Here is a 12,982-nt window from a genome sequence, read left to right on the forward strand (position 1 = left end):
GGTCCAGCCCTACAGCCTAACCGATCGCCCCGGCGGCCGGCCTGACCGCTCCCGGCCGATGCCAGGGTCCGGCTGAACCGCCACGGGCACGGCCGGCCCGTTCAGGCCGCCGGCCTGATCGGACGCGCAGGCCCGATCAGACGACTTGATCAGACGACTTGGTCAGACGGCCGGATCGCCGACCTCGAGCTCGTACTCGAAGTTCTGGATCATGCGGCCGAAGTCCTCGTCCTCGTCGCCGCCGTAGTTGGCGCCGATGCTCAGGCGGTGGCGCCCGGGCGACAGCGGCGGCAACAACAGCCAGTAACCGTCGGCGGCGGCGTGGTAGGGGCCGGTCGGCGGACCGGAGGCGTCGATCTCGGCGAAGGGGTCGAAGCACTTCGCCGTGGTCAGGCGCATCGAGCCCTGCCGATCGAGACGCCGGCCGTCCAGCACGACCACCGCGCTGACCAGACGATCGTTGTTGACCGTCACCTGCGCCTTCACTTGCTCGCAGGTGTGCGCATATCGGCCGAAGCGCGGCGCGTGGTAATACATATTGATCAGCGGCACCAGCACGTGCTTGCCGAGCGGGATCCGGCAACGGCGTTCGGCGTTGAAGCTTCCGTCGGTGCCGGCCAGAAACCACACCGGCCCGTCTTCGTCCTGGCCCACCGCGCAGCGGCTGCCATCGCGATCGAGGTAAGGCTGCAGGCCGTCGGGGAAACTGCGCGTCCAGCGCCACCAGCGCGCGGTCCACTCGGCCGGCTGGATCCCGCCGACCGCACCGCGCAGCGGTTGCACCGCGGTTGCCGAGCCTGCGGTTGCCGAGCCTTGAGCCGGCGTTTTGCCGGCTGCGCCCGCCGGCAGGCCCGACAGCGCCAGCCACAGGCCGAGCGCCGCCGCCCCGCGCTTCAAGCCCATTCGGTCAGCCCTTCGCGCTCGTACACGGTGGCGAAGGAGGGTCGCGCCTTCATCCGCTGGGCGAACGCGCCCAGGTGCGGCCAGTCGTGCGCCGGCTGCGGCATCTTGCGGGTCCAGCGCATCAGCATGGTCAGGTAGAAATCGGCCGCGCTCAGGCGTTCGCCGAGCAGGTACGGGCCCTGCTTGGCGAGCTGTGCGTCGAGGCGCTCGCAAGTGGCCTCGATGCGCGTCTGCGCACCGGCACGCACCGCCTCGTCGCCGGCCTGCAGATCCCACGGATACCACCACAGCCGCAGCGGAGATTGCAGGGTGTTGGCGAGGTTGAACATCCACTGGTTGTACTCGGCGCGCTGCGGGTCGTCGAGCGCCGGTGCCAGGCCGGCCTGCGGATGGCGGTCGGCGAGAAACATCGCCAGGCCCGCGGCTTCGTAACGCGGCTGGCCATCGACGATCAGAGTCGGTACCACCCCGTTCGGATTCAGCGCCAGGTACTCGGCGTTCTTGTGCGCGCGGGCTTCCATATCGACCGGCCGCAGTTCGTGCTCGATCCCCATCTCGATGAGCAACCAATGGACGACGAAGCTGGCGGTGCCGGGCGAATAATAGAGCGCGTACATGCGGAGGACTCCGGAAGTGAGGGCGACAGTCTAGGGGAGCGATGGCGGTTGCGGGGGTGGTTGGACGCAGAGCGGAGCGAAAGCAAATCCCCCTGCTCCCTTCTCAAAGGGGGGGAACGGCAACAGCCGCGACGTCGCGTTGTGGAGCATCACGGGAAGTCGCTGCATCGCTGGAGTGGCTGCATCGTTGGACGCGGAGCAAGCGTGCCTCCCCACTGAGTCGCTCCCTTCGAAAAAGGGGCTGCGCGCCGCGCAAGTCCGATGCAGTGCGAAGCCCATCGCGCGGGGGATATGCTTGGTGCTGGCAACCACCATCGCAGCGGCTAGCGGCAAGATAGCTCCTGCCCCACCCTTCAGCGCCGACCCTGCCCATCGATCCTGACAGCAGGCTGTCAGCAGTCTGCGTATTTGGGTGCGGATCGGACCCTCGCGGCCAATCCAGAGGTGCGTTTCTTCGCTACCATGCGGAGCGATTCCGGGGAGAACCGATCCGATGCCACGTACTGCCACACGTACCGTCCTGGTCGCCGCCATGCTCGCGGCCGCCGCCACCTCGCTGCACGCCGCCGCAGCCAACGACGCTCTGACCACCGTCGCCGAGCGCAGCGGCTTCCTCAAGACCGGCCGCTACGACGAAGTGATCGCGATGTGCGCGTCCTTCGCCAAGCGCTACCCGGACGCGGTGCGCTGCGAGGAGTTCGGCACCACCCCGGAAGGCCGGCCGATGAAGCTGCTGGTGGTGACCCGCAGCGGCGCGTTCACGCCGGCGCAGGCCCAGGCCAAGTCGCTGCCGGTCACCCTGATCCAGGGCGGCATCCACTCCGGCGAGATCGACGGCAAGGACGCGGGCTTCCTCGCCCTGCGCCAGATCCTCGACGGCGAGGCCGCGCCGGGGGCGCTCGACAAGCAGGTGCTGCTGTTCGTGCCGGTGTTCAACATCGACGGCCACGAGCGCTTCGGCCGCTGGAACCGTCCGAACCAACGCGGGCCCGAGGAAATGGGCTGGCGCACCACCGCGCAGAACTACAACCTCAACCGCGATTACCTCAAGGCCGATGCGCCCGAGATGCAGGCCATGCTCAAGCTGGTCGGCACCTGGGACCCGTTGGCCTACATCGACCTGCACGTCACCGACGGCGCCAAGTTCGAACACGACGTCTCGATCCAGGTCGAACCGGTGCATTCCGGCGACAACGCGCTGCGCCCGGCCGGCCTGGCCCTGCGCGATGGCGTGATCGAACGCCTCGCCAAGCAGGGCTCACTGCCGGTGTCGTTCTACCCGTCCTTCATCGAAACCGACAACCCGGCCTCGGGCTTCGAAGACGCGGTGCCGCCGCCGCGCTTCTCCAACGGCTACATCCCGCTGCGCAACCGCCTCGGCATGTTGGTCGAAACCCATTCGTGGAAGGACTATCCGACCCGCGTGCGGATCACCCGCAACACCATCGTCAACGTGCTCGAACTGGTCGCCGGCCACGGCAGCGACTGGCGCCGCGAAGCCCTGGCCGCCGACCGGCGCGCGCAGGCGCTCGGCGGCCAACCGGTCGCGCTCGACTACAAGGCCAGCAACAAGGTCCGCGACGTCGCCTTCCGCGGCTATGCCTACACGCGCACGCCGTCGGAAGTCTCCGGCGCGCTGATGACCCGCTACGACGAGACCAAGCCCGAGGTCTGGAACGTAAAACTGAAGTACGACATCCAGCCCAGCCGCGTGGTCGAAGCCCCGCGCGGCGGCTATCTGGTGCCGGCCGCGCAGGCGCCCTGGGTGGCGGCCAAGCTCGACCAGCACGGCGTGAGCTATCGCCGCCTCGGCGCCGCGCTCAAGGATGCGCAGGTCGAAACTTTCCGTTCCGACAAGACCGAGTTCGCCGCGCAATCGGTCGAAGGCCACCAGCGCGCCACCCTGAGCGGCGCCTGGAAGCCGGAAACCCAGAACCTGGTCGCCGGCGCGCTGTTCGTGCCGATCGCCCAGTCCAAGGCGCGCGTGGTCATGGCCCTGCTGGAACCGCAGGCACCGGATTCGCTCGCGGCCTGGGGCGAGTTCAATAACGCCTTCGAGCGCAAGGAATACATGGAGGACTACGTTGCCGAGGAAGTGGCGCGCGAGATGCTGGCCAAGGACTCGAAGCTGAAGGCCGAATTCGAGGCGAAGATCAACAACGATCCGGCCTTCGCCAAGAGCCCGCAGGCGCGCCTGGACTTCTTCTATCGTCTGCATTCGGCCTGGGACACGCGCTACAACCAGTACCCGGTGGTGCGTACGCAGCAGGTGCCGCGCTGATCGTCGGCGCACGCTGAAGTAACGACCCGGAACGCGCGGAGCCCCAGCGGCTCCGCGCGTTTTTTCGTCTCGGCTCTTCGATAGCCGTGCATCGAGGGTAGGAGCGGCGCAAGCCGCGACCGCCGAAGCGAGGATCGAACCCGTATTGCATGGCGACTGGAACGAGGTCGCGGCTTGCGCCGCTCCTACCCTGGCATCACCCGAGCCACGTTATCCTCGACACCTGTCCCGATCGGAGCGTCGCACAGCCATGCGAACCTTCCCTTCTGCCGCGATCGCGCCGATTCCGCGTTCGTTCGCATCCGCGCTCACCGCGGCCCTGCTGCTCGCCGGCATCGCCGCAACCTCGCAGGCGATCGCCGCCGAAAAAACCCCGCCCATCGAAACCCGCGCGGTCACGGTGACCGTGCTCAGCTTCAACCTCTGGCACGACAAGGGCGATTGGCCCAAGCGCCGCGCCATGATCGTCGCCGAGATCAAGCGCCTGAAGCCGGACGTGATCGCCCTGCAGGAAGTGCTGCAACGCGACGGCCTGCGCAACCAGGCCGAGGACCTCGCCGCAGCGCTCGGTTATCGGGTGCAATTCGTTTCGGTCGACCCGGCCGATGCCGCGCGCCGTTACGGCAACGCCATCCTCACCCGCAAGCGCACCGAGGCGCGCGAGATGCGCAAACTCGAACCGCTCGACGACTATCGCACCGCCGCGCATGCGCGGCTGCGCCCGGGCACTCCGCGCACCCATATCGACGTCTACGCCACCCACCTGCACAACGACCGGGCCGGCGGCGCCATCCGCGCCAGGCAGGTATCGAGCCTGCTGAACTTCATCGACGCCACCGCGCAGGGCAGCTACGTGATCGTCGCCGGCGACTTCAACAGCAATGCCGACTCGCCGGAACTGCGGGCGCTGGCTACGCGTTATCGCGATGCCTACGGCAGCGCCCACCCCGATGCGTCCGCGAACATCGCTGCCCACACCACCCTCAACCCCGCCTACCTGCCGGCGCAACGCATCGACCACGTCTTCTACGACCCGATCGGTTTCGAACTCGTCGAAGCCCGCGTCGTGCTCAAGCAAAACCAAGATGGCGTCTGGCCCTCCGACCACTTCGGCCTGCTGGTCAAGCTGCGCACCCGGCCCAAGCTCGTCACCCTGCGCGCGTCACCGAACTGACATCTGCGACCACTAGCGTGGGTGGGTTCCCCTGCCCCGCCGGAGCCACGCATGATCCGTTCGACCCTGACCTCGTTGTTGCTCGCCTGCGCCGCGACCGCGTTCGCCGCCCCTGCGGTGGCCGCTCATTGGTCGCTGACCGACCTCGTCGAAACCCCGGCGACCCAACGCGATGCGGTGCGTCTGCCGCCGAGCACGCCCGACCAGGCCAACCTCAACCGCTTCGGCTTCTATTCCGACCTGACCTATAACCCGCGCGACGGCTACTGGTACGCCCTGTCCGACCGCGGCCCCGGCGGCGGCGTGATCGACTACGCCACCCGCGTGCAGCGCCTGCGCATTCCCTACGACCGTCGCAGCGGCCGCATCGGCCAGCCCATCGTCGACAAGACCGTGTTGTTCAGCGCGCGCCGCGGCGACAGCTTCAACGGCCTCAACCCGCAGTTGCTCAACGGCGACGCCGCCAAACTCGGCCTGAGTTTCGACCCGGAAGGCTTCGCGGTCGGCCGCAACGGCCACTTCTACGTCGCCGACGAATACGGCCCGAGCCTGTACGAATTCGCCCCGAACGGCCGCTTCCTGCGCGCCTTCGCCACGCCCGCCAACCTGCAGCCGCGCAACGCCCAGGGCCAACTCGACTACGTCGGCGACCGCAAACTCGTGGTCAGCGGGCGCCAGGACAACCGCGGCTTCGAAGGCCTCACCCTCACCCCGTCCGGCGACAAGCTGTACGCGGTGATGCAGGACCCGCTGGTGCAGGAAGGCGCGAGCAACGACGGCCGCCGCAGCCGCAACGTGCGTATCGTCGAGTTCGACCTGCGCAGCGGCCGCTCCAACGCCCAGTATGTCTACCAACTCGAACCGATCGCCGCCCTGAACGCGCTCGACCCGTCCAGCGACGACGATTTCTCGGCCACCCACCAAGGCCGCAGCATCGGCCTCAGCGCGATCCATGCCTTGAGCGACCGCGACTTCCTGGTGCTGGAACGCGACAACCGCGGCCTCGGCGTCGAAGTCACCGCCGCGCCGCTGCATAAGCGCGTGTATCGAATTTCCCTGCGCGGCGCGACCAATGTCGCCACGCAGTCGCTGGCCGGCAGCAACGACTTGCCCGCCGGCGTGCGTGCGGTCGACAAGGCGCCCGAACTCGACATCCTCGCCGCTCTGCGCGGCGCCGGCGCCCGCGACATCCCGGAGAAACTCGAAGGCCTGGCGATCGGCCCGCGCCTGCGCAACGGCAAGCACCTGGTGCTGATCGGCAGCGACAACGACTACAGCGTCACCCAGAGCGGCGCCGGCGAACAGTTCGAAGTCTGCGTCGACCGCCGCAGCGGCGAACGCGCACAGGTTCCGCTGGATGCCGATTGCCCGGCCGGCAAGGCGCGCATCCCCGGCACCCTAGTCGCCTTCGCCGTCGACTTCCGTCGCTGAGCGGGCGGACGGTCGCCTCGATCAGACTCGGCCGGAGTTTCGGCCGTCGAGCGCCTCCTCGCTGTTCCCCCCTTGAAAAAGGGGGGCTGGGGGGATTGCTTTTCGCCCGAATCGCAAGAATCGGCGTATGCGACGAAACCCGACCCTCACTTCGCCATGTACTTCCAATTGCGTACCTTGCCTTCGGCCATCCATTCCATGGCCTGGGCGAGCCGCGCCTTGCGGGTGTCCTCGCGCTTCGCGCTCTCGATCCATTCGACGTACTCGCGCCGCTGGCTCGGCGGAAACGCTTCGTAGGTCGTCTTGGCTTTCGCATTTTTCTTCTGCGCCAGCGCGGCGGCCAGATCCGTCGGGAGTTCAACCGGCGGTTTGGGTTGCGCGCGCTTGGTCGCAGGACGCGTCACGCCGGTTTCGATCAAGGCCATCGCCTGCTTCACCAGGCGAGTGAGTTCGCGCTTGCCGGGCAGGTCGCCGATCTTGCTCAGACGGCCGAACTGGCCCATCGCATCGCTGTCGGCGGATTGCCGTGCGCCGACGATGTTCGCGCCCTGCCAGAAACCGAAGGTGGCATGCTGCTTGAACGCCGCCATGCCGCACATCAGCTTGCCGCGGTAAACGAAACTGGGCATGCCCCACTTGATCGCTTCCTCGACCTGCGGACAGGCCGCGTGCACGACCGCGCGCAGGTGCTCGAGGATCGGCTGCGCGAACGGCGCGGCCTTGACGATATAGGCATCGATACGCGGATCGGGCTGGCCCATGGCGGTCCACCGTCGGTCTGGCGATGAGGCCTTATTCTGCGCCGCTCACGCGGTCAGCGGCCACTGCCCCAGCACGTCGTAGGCGTTGCGCGAGCCGAGCTGACTGTGGATCAGGACGAAGGCCTCGACGCGCCAATCGATCGGGTCGATGGCGATCGGCGGGTGCAGGTGGCCGGCCGCGTCGCGGACGATGGTGACGTGCGGCACCAGTGCACGACCGGACTCGACCCGCACGCCTTCCTTGGCCAGGGCCACGCCGAGCCGCTGGAACAGACTGTCCAGGCCCTCTGGTGTGCGTTCGCAACCGAGCCACCAGGGGACCGACTTGTTGCGAAAACTGCCGGCACGGTCGAGCCGCAGATCGAACGCCGGCAGGATCAGGCTGGCCGCGGCGGCCTGCGCCCGCGCCGCGCGCTCGGGCTGGAACTCGGAGGCGTCGCCGAGGAACTGCAGGGTCAGGTGATAACGGTGCGCGCCGATCAGGCGCCCGCCGGCATCGTGCTCGCGATGCAGGCTCGCGGCGGCCTCGGCCATGCGCGCCTGGGTCGCCGCATCGGGCAACAGGGCGAAGAACAATCGATGAATATCGGGCGAAACGGCCGGTGCCGCGAACAGCGAGTCTTGATGCATGGACGCAGTGTAAAGCCCGCGCCGCGGCCTGCCCATTACGCGAACTGGGTCGACGCCGCCGCGCGGGCGCTCGGGCATGATGGGCGGGCCGCCGGCCGGCGGTTCGAAAACCTCGCGCAGCCCGTCGCGGCGGCGTCCCCAGCGAATGGAGTCCCTCATGAAGTCGATCCTGAATCTGTGCGCCCTCGCCTTGCTGGCGCTGTCCCTGCACGCCCAGGCGCAGACCGCGCCGGCCGCAGCCCCGCAGGACTCCGACCAACACGAGCAGGACCGACGCGCACAAGCCAAGCGCGAGATCGAAGCCATCGTCGAGACCTTCAAGGCCGCGATCATCGCCAAGGACTCGGCCACCTTGAAGAGCCTGTTCCTGCCCGAACACAACTCCTGGATCCTGGTGTCCTCCGACGAGGAGTTCCGCCAGCGCAAGGCCAAGAACCCCAAGCTGAAGAAGCTCGAACCCGGCACCTACGTCGAGTTCGCCGAGCAGATGAGTCAAGGCAAGGAACGCTTCGAGGAAAAATTCTCGAACCTCAAGATCGAAACCGACGGTGCCATCGCCAGCGTGCATTTCGACTTCGTCTTCCTCGAAGACGAGCGCATGACCGGCAAGGGCCAGGAAGCCTGGCAGTTGGTCAAGACCGAGCAGGGCTGGAAGATCAACGCGGTGATCTACTCCTCCTACCCGCTCAAGTAAGCCGCACGCTCCCGGCCTGGGCCGGGAGCATTGTCGAGCCGCACTCAGACGAGCGCCGCCGCAGTACGCTTACGCCGTCGCCGCGAGCGGCACCGTTTCGTTCGAGGCACGCTCGGAATACGCATCCAGCAGGCTCGCGACGATCTTGCGGGCGCCGCTGAAAGGTTTGCGCCCATGCGCCATCTGCATATTGTCGAGCAACATCACGTCACCGACCTGCCAGGGAAACCGGATCGAGGCGCCGGCGAAGGCCTCGCGCACCGCCTGCAGGTCCTCGGCCGCTATCTCGCCGCCGTCGCCGTAATAAGCATGGCGCGGCAGCCGGTCGGCGCCGAACATGTTGAGCAAGGACGTCGCCACCTCGGCGCCGAGGTTGCTGACGTGGAACAGATGCGCCTGGTTGAAGAACACGCGCTCGCCGGTCAGCGGATGCCGCGCCGTGCCGTGGTTGGTCTGGGCGGTGCGCAGGGTCTGCGCGTCCAGCCATTCGTGGACGATGCCGTTGGCCTCGCAGAAACGCGCGACTTCGCCGCGGTCGGAGGTCTGGAATACCGTTTCCCAGGGAATATCGACGTAGGGCCGGTAGTGGCGCACATAGCGCACGCCGCGCGCCTCGAAGCGGTCCATGCGCTCTTCGCCGATGGCCGCGGCGACCCGGCGCATGTCGGCGATCGGGGTCTCGCCGCCGCTCTGCGGCGCGATCAGGCAGCAGAACGCGATCTTCAGCGGCCAGTCGCGCTGATAGGCGTTCTCGCAATGCAGGGCGATCTCCTGGTCCGGCGGATATTCGGTGGCGGTGAACACGCCCTTGCCGACCGAGCTGCGCGGGGTCGAACGGTAGGTGTAATCGAGCGCGCGCGGCGACACCGCTTCGCCGAAGCCCTCGAAGTCGGCGACGCTGGCGACGTCGAAACCGCGGAACAACAAGGCGCCATGTTCGAGCAGACGCTCCTCGATCAGCTCGCGCCGTGCGGCGACGAAGGCGGCCAGATCGCGCTCGCCGGCACCGGGTTCGAATACGCGCGGGGCGCGGCCGTCGGCGAACAGCGCGGTTTCCTTGAAAGCATGCATGTCCAGTACTCCTGTGAAACGCTGCGCCGCGGTAGCCGCCGCGGCGCGTGACGATATTGGCGCGGCTCAGAACCGGTAGCGGATCTTGGCCAGCAGTTGGTCGGAATCGCGCAGTTCCAGCGCATCGGTGAATTGATCGTAGGTACCGAGCGGATCTCGTTCGAGGAAGGTCGAACCGCCGCGCGAATAGGCCACGAAGATGTCGGACTGCGGGCCGAGCAGGTAGCGGTAGCGCAGCTGCAGGCCGAAGTTGTTGACGTCGAAATCCGCCCTCGCCTGCCCGCTCGCCAGCATCTGTCCGTTCGGCTGCAGGATGTAGCCCTGGCCGCCGTCGGCCCGCACCGAGGCCCATTCGGTCTTCAGGCGCACCTCATGATGCAGGCCCGGGAACCAGCTCAGATTGAGGCTGGCGTAGTCGCCGCGCCGCGAGTAACGGCCGAAGTTGCGGCCGTCTTCCCAGATCAGCCAGTCACTGCCGCGGTCCGGGCTGAAGATCAGCTGGGCGTTGAACTCGTCGTTGGGGTACCAGACTGCGCTGAGTTCCAGCTCCGGCGTGGCCTTGCCCGACAGGCCTTGCGGCAGCATCGACAAGGCCGCGCCATAGGTCCAGTCGCCGTAGCGGCGGCTGACGAACTCGGCTTCGGAGCGATAGCGCTGCGAACGCTTCCACAAGCCGTTGCCGCGCGAAATCAGGTCGTCCCAACCGGAGGTGATCAGGCTGACATTGAAGTTGAGTCGGTTGCCGCTGCGGTAGTTGTAGTTGTTGACGATCGCCAGCGTGGTCGGCAAGCGGTCGCCGCGGTCGTTGCTGCGCGCCTGCAAGTCGGCGAACCAGCGCACGCTGCGCAGGTTGGCGCCCTCGTCCTTGACGCGATGCACGTAGTCGGCGGCGAGCTTGACCTCGTTGAGGCTGGCGCGGCGCTGGTAGCCCAGGTCGTTGAAGTCGAGGTGGTTGCCGACGTGATTGGCTTCGAGCCGATAGCGCCAGCTTTCCGACGGCGTCCAGTTGATCCGCATCCAGGCGCCGCTGTCGTTGACGCTGCGGCCGCGCTGGTCGATGAAGCTGCCGAGCACCTGGCCGTTGATCACCAGGGCATCGCTCGGCCGCCAGCTCATGTCGACCGCCTGCACCTGCGCGCTGCGGTCGCGGAACGGGCGCTCGGTGTCGGTGCCGAGCCAGCCGATGCTGAGCTTGTCGTGCACCGGGAACAACAAACGCGCCGCGTAGAAATCGCGGCCGGCCTCGCCGTCCTCGGTCGCCGCCAGCACGCCGTAGCTGAGCCGCCCCAAGGAGCCGTTGAGTTTGATCGCCGCATCGATGTCGCTGGCGCCGCTGCCGTCGTCGGCATCGCCGCCGATGCGGCGGGTGTGGATCAACCGGCCCTGATCGGGCGTGCTGAGGTCGAAGATGCCCTGATTCTCGGTGAAGAACGGGCGCCGGTCGCTGAAGAAGGTCTCGATGGCGTCGAAGTTGATCACCAGGTCGTCGGACTCGACCTGGCCGAAATCCGGATTCACCGTCGCGCTCAACTGGAAACGCGGCGACGGCTTCCAGAACAGGTCGACGCCGCCGTTGTACTTGGTGCGGCCGGTGATCATGTCGTGGTTGGCGGTGACATAGGGCCAGAAGTGCAGCAAGGCCTTGCGGTACTGCGGAATCTCCAGTCGCTCGAAGCCGGAGACGAAACGGCCGCGTTCGATCGACACCGCCGGGTACGACTGGCGCTCGCCGTTGCCGCCGAGCACGCGGCTGAAATACACCGCGACGTTGCGGCTCGGCGAGTCGGTACCGCGCATCGGCGCCACCGTCCACGGGATCAGCATCTCGACCTGCCAGCCGTTCTCGGTCTCCTCGACCGCCCAGCTCCAGTCGGTGTCCCAGTCGTAGTTCGGCACGTTCTCGTTGGTCACCACGCCGTCCATGATCGAACCCGACAGGCCGACGCTGAAGGTGTAGGCGGTGCGGCCGTCGCCGTCGAAATCGACCATGAAGTTGACGCCGTCGATGACGTCCTCCTGGTCGCGCTCCAGGCGCGGCTTGACCCGCGCGAACGCCGGCGCCTGTTCGAGCACGAAGGCGACGACGATGCCGTCCGGCGTCGACAGCAGGCGCGCCTGGGTGCCGCTGCCGCTGTCGGGCGCGGTCAGACGATACGGCTCGGTGACCTTGAAGTCGTCGTAGCGCTTGGCCTGTTCCCATTCGGTTTCGTCGAGCTTGCCGTCGATCACGATCGAGGCGCAGGCCGGCGCGCTGACCAACAGGGTCAGCATCAGCACCGAACCGGCGCGCAGTCGCGAGGCGGGAAAATCTGCAGTCATGTGGTGTCCAAAGGTGGGGCTGGAAGAAGGCGTGGCGCGTCGGGTCCGGATCAGGTCTCGGACAGATAGGCGAGCGTCTTGCGTTCTCCCTTGAACGATTCGCGGCCGTGCATCATCAGGATGTTGTCGATCATCAGCAGGTCGCCGCGCTGCCAGTCGAACAGCAGCTTGCTGGCGTCGAGCGCGCGGCGGACTTCGGCCAGCGCCTCCTCCTCCATCGGCTCGCCGTCGCCGTATTCGCACTCGTGCGGCAGGTTGCCCTTGCCGACCATCTGCTCGTACATGCTGCGTAGCTGCGGGTTGAGTGCCGAGGGGTGCCACTGCTCGGCCTGGTTGAACCACACCTCCTGGCCGGTCTGCGGGTGGGTGACGAAGGCGTCGCAACGCGTGGTGACGCGCAGCACGCCGTCGGCCTGCCAGCGGCAGGTCGAGCCCTGCTCGGCGGCGATGCTCTCGACCTCGGCGCGGTCCTGGGTCTGGTAGGTGGTCTGCCAGTTCTTGCCGAGCGGAATGCTCGACTGGAAATTGCGCACGTAGTTGATGCCGCGCTCGCGCAGCTTGCGCACGATCTCGTCCGGCACCGCACGCAGCACGTCGCTGCTGTTGGCCAGCGAGGTCTGCCCGCCCGAGGCGGCCGGAATCACGCTGTGGAAGAACAGACGGCGCGGCCAGCGCGGCAGGTAGGACATCTCGTTGTGCAGGCTGATCACCTCGGTGGCCGGGTATTCGGTCGAGGTGTAGACGTCGGCGGCGACGCGGCTGCGCGGCGAATTACCGCCGATGTAGTCGAACGCCTGCGCGCCGAGTCGCTCGGAACAGGCGCGGAAATCCTCGGCGCCGTTGAGCTGGAACCCGCGCAGCAGGACGCCGCCGTGCTTGAGCAACCAGGCCTGGACCTGCTCGCGGTTGTGGACGAGGTAATCGTGCAGCGCCGCCTGGCTGACATCGCCGGCGGGTGTGATCACGATCGGATGGTGGTCGGAGTTGAACAGCGCGTTGACGTTCATGGCAGGTCCCTGTCGTTCTTGAAATCCGTAGCGTTCGAAATACTGTGCGGGGTAATACTGTGGGGTCGCGCCCGGCGCGATGCGGGCGCGGCGG

General features: G+C 67.4%; 11 protein-coding genes. 4 read left to right on the forward strand and 7 right to left on the reverse strand.

The window, feature by feature from the left end:
* Positions 1-162 precede the first annotated feature (162 nt).
* Both GLA29479_RS07455 and GLA29479_RS07460 read right to left on the reverse strand, forming a co-directional pair.
* Complete coding sequence (locus GLA29479_RS07455) at positions 163-903, reverse strand: hypothetical protein (protein WP_057971212.1); 741 nt, start codon at positions 901-903, stop codon at positions 163-165.
* Positions 894-1,520: a glutathione S-transferase family protein gene (locus GLA29479_RS07460; RefSeq protein ID WP_057971213.1), complete on the reverse strand. Its 627-nt coding sequence runs from the start codon at positions 1,518-1,520 to the stop codon at positions 894-896. The genes GLA29479_RS07455 and GLA29479_RS07460 overlap by 10 nt, the downstream gene beginning before the upstream one ends.
* A 493-nt stretch (positions 1,521-2,013) precedes the next feature.
* Between GLA29479_RS07460 and GLA29479_RS07465 the strand changes: the two genes are divergently transcribed.
* From GLA29479_RS07465 to GLA29479_RS07475, 3 genes are all read left to right on the forward strand, one after another.
* Complete coding sequence (locus tag GLA29479_RS07465; protein ID WP_057971214.1) at positions 2,014-3,801, forward strand: M14 family metallopeptidase; 1,788 nt, start codon at positions 2,014-2,016, stop codon at positions 3,799-3,801.
* Positions 3,802-4,051: 250 nt separating this feature from the next.
* Positions 4,052-4,975: an endonuclease/exonuclease/phosphatase family protein gene (locus tag GLA29479_RS07470; protein WP_057971215.1), complete on the forward strand. Its 924-nt coding sequence runs from the start codon at positions 4,052-4,054 to the stop codon at positions 4,973-4,975.
* A gap of 51 nt (positions 4,976-5,026) precedes the next feature.
* Positions 5,027-6,406, forward strand: coding sequence for an esterase-like activity of phytase family protein (locus GLA29479_RS07475; RefSeq protein ID WP_057971216.1), 1,380 nt, complete (start codon positions 5,027-5,029; stop codon positions 6,404-6,406).
* Positions 6,407-6,552: 146 nt separating this feature from the next.
* Here GLA29479_RS07475 and GLA29479_RS07480 read toward each other — a convergent pair whose 3' ends face one another.
* Positions 6,553-7,167, reverse strand: coding sequence for a YdeI/OmpD-associated family protein (locus GLA29479_RS07480; protein ID WP_057971217.1), 615 nt, complete (start codon positions 7,165-7,167; stop codon positions 6,553-6,555).
* A gap of 45 nt (positions 7,168-7,212) precedes the next feature.
* Complete coding sequence (gene thpR / locus GLA29479_RS25200) at positions 7,213-7,797, reverse strand: RNA 2',3'-cyclic phosphodiesterase (RefSeq protein WP_169795623.1); 585 nt, start codon at positions 7,795-7,797, stop codon at positions 7,213-7,215.
* A 157-nt stretch (positions 7,798-7,954) separates the two neighbouring features.
* Here thpR and GLA29479_RS25205 point away from each other — a divergent pair, with 157 nt between their 5' ends.
* The gene (locus tag GLA29479_RS25205; protein ID WP_057917631.1) at positions 7,955-8,491 is read left to right on the forward strand and encodes a nuclear transport factor 2 family protein; all 537 of its coding nucleotides are present in this window, start codon (positions 7,955-7,957) and stop codon (positions 8,489-8,491) included.
* Positions 8,492-8,560: 69 nt separating this feature from the next.
* Here GLA29479_RS25205 and GLA29479_RS07495 read toward each other — a convergent pair whose 3' ends face one another.
* The 3 genes from GLA29479_RS07495 to GLA29479_RS07505 all read right to left on the reverse strand — a co-directional run bounded on the left by GLA29479_RS07495 (position 8,561) and on the right by GLA29479_RS07505 (position 12,888).
* Complete coding sequence (locus tag GLA29479_RS07495; protein ID WP_057971219.1) at positions 8,561-9,562, reverse strand: TauD/TfdA family dioxygenase; 1,002 nt, start codon at positions 9,560-9,562, stop codon at positions 8,561-8,563.
* A gap of 66 nt (positions 9,563-9,628) precedes the next feature.
* Positions 9,629-11,881 carry a DUF5916 domain-containing protein gene (locus GLA29479_RS07500; RefSeq protein WP_057971220.1) on the reverse strand — a complete coding sequence of 751 codons (2,253 nt, stop codon included), beginning with the start codon at positions 11,879-11,881 and terminating at the stop codon, positions 9,629-9,631.
* A gap of 50 nt (positions 11,882-11,931) precedes the next feature.
* Entirely contained in the window at positions 11,932-12,888 is a 957-nt protein-coding gene (locus tag GLA29479_RS07505) for a TauD/TfdA family dioxygenase (RefSeq protein WP_057971221.1), read from the reverse strand.
* Between the last annotated feature and the right edge of the window lie 94 nt (positions 12,889-12,982).

This window comes from Lysobacter antibioticus (assembly GCF_001442535.1).
Classification (GTDB): Bacteria; Pseudomonadota; Gammaproteobacteria; order Xanthomonadales; family Xanthomonadaceae; genus Lysobacter; species Lysobacter antibioticus.

Bases quoted from the DNA above. Each gene is read 5' to 3' on its own strand.
- GLA29479_RS07480 (WP_057971217.1), bottom strand. From the start codon at position 7,167: ATGGGCCAGCCCGATCCGCGTATCGATGCCTATATCGTCAAGGCCGCG.
- GLA29479_RS07505 (WP_057971221.1), bottom strand. From the start codon at position 12,888: ATGAACGTCAACGCGCTGTTCAACTCCGACCACCATCCGATCGTGATC.
- GLA29479_RS07460 (WP_057971213.1), bottom strand. From the start codon at position 1,520: ATGTACGCGCTCTATTATTCGCCCGGCACCGCCAGCTTCGTCGTCCAT.
- GLA29479_RS07495 (WP_057971219.1), bottom strand. From the start codon at position 9,562: ATGCATGCTTTCAAGGAAACCGCGCTGTTCGCCGACGGCCGCGCCCCG.
- thpR (WP_169795623.1), bottom strand. From the start codon at position 7,797: ATGCATCAAGACTCGCTGTTCGCGGCACCGGCCGTTTCGCCCGATATT.
- GLA29479_RS07470 (WP_057971215.1), top strand. From the start codon at position 4,052: ATGCGAACCTTCCCTTCTGCCGCGATCGCGCCGATTCCGCGTTCGTTC.
- GLA29479_RS07455 (WP_057971212.1), bottom strand. From the start codon at position 903: ATGGGCTTGAAGCGCGGGGCGGCGGCGCTCGGCCTGTGGCTGGCGCTG.
- GLA29479_RS07465 (WP_057971214.1), top strand. From the start codon at position 2,014: ATGCCACGTACTGCCACACGTACCGTCCTGGTCGCCGCCATGCTCGCG.
- GLA29479_RS25205 (WP_057917631.1), top strand. From the start codon at position 7,955: ATGAAGTCGATCCTGAATCTGTGCGCCCTCGCCTTGCTGGCGCTGTCC.
- GLA29479_RS07475 (WP_057971216.1), top strand. From the start codon at position 5,027: ATGATCCGTTCGACCCTGACCTCGTTGTTGCTCGCCTGCGCCGCGACC.
- GLA29479_RS07500 (WP_057971220.1), bottom strand. From the start codon at position 11,881: ATGACTGCAGATTTTCCCGCCTCGCGACTGCGCGCCGGTTCGGTGCTG.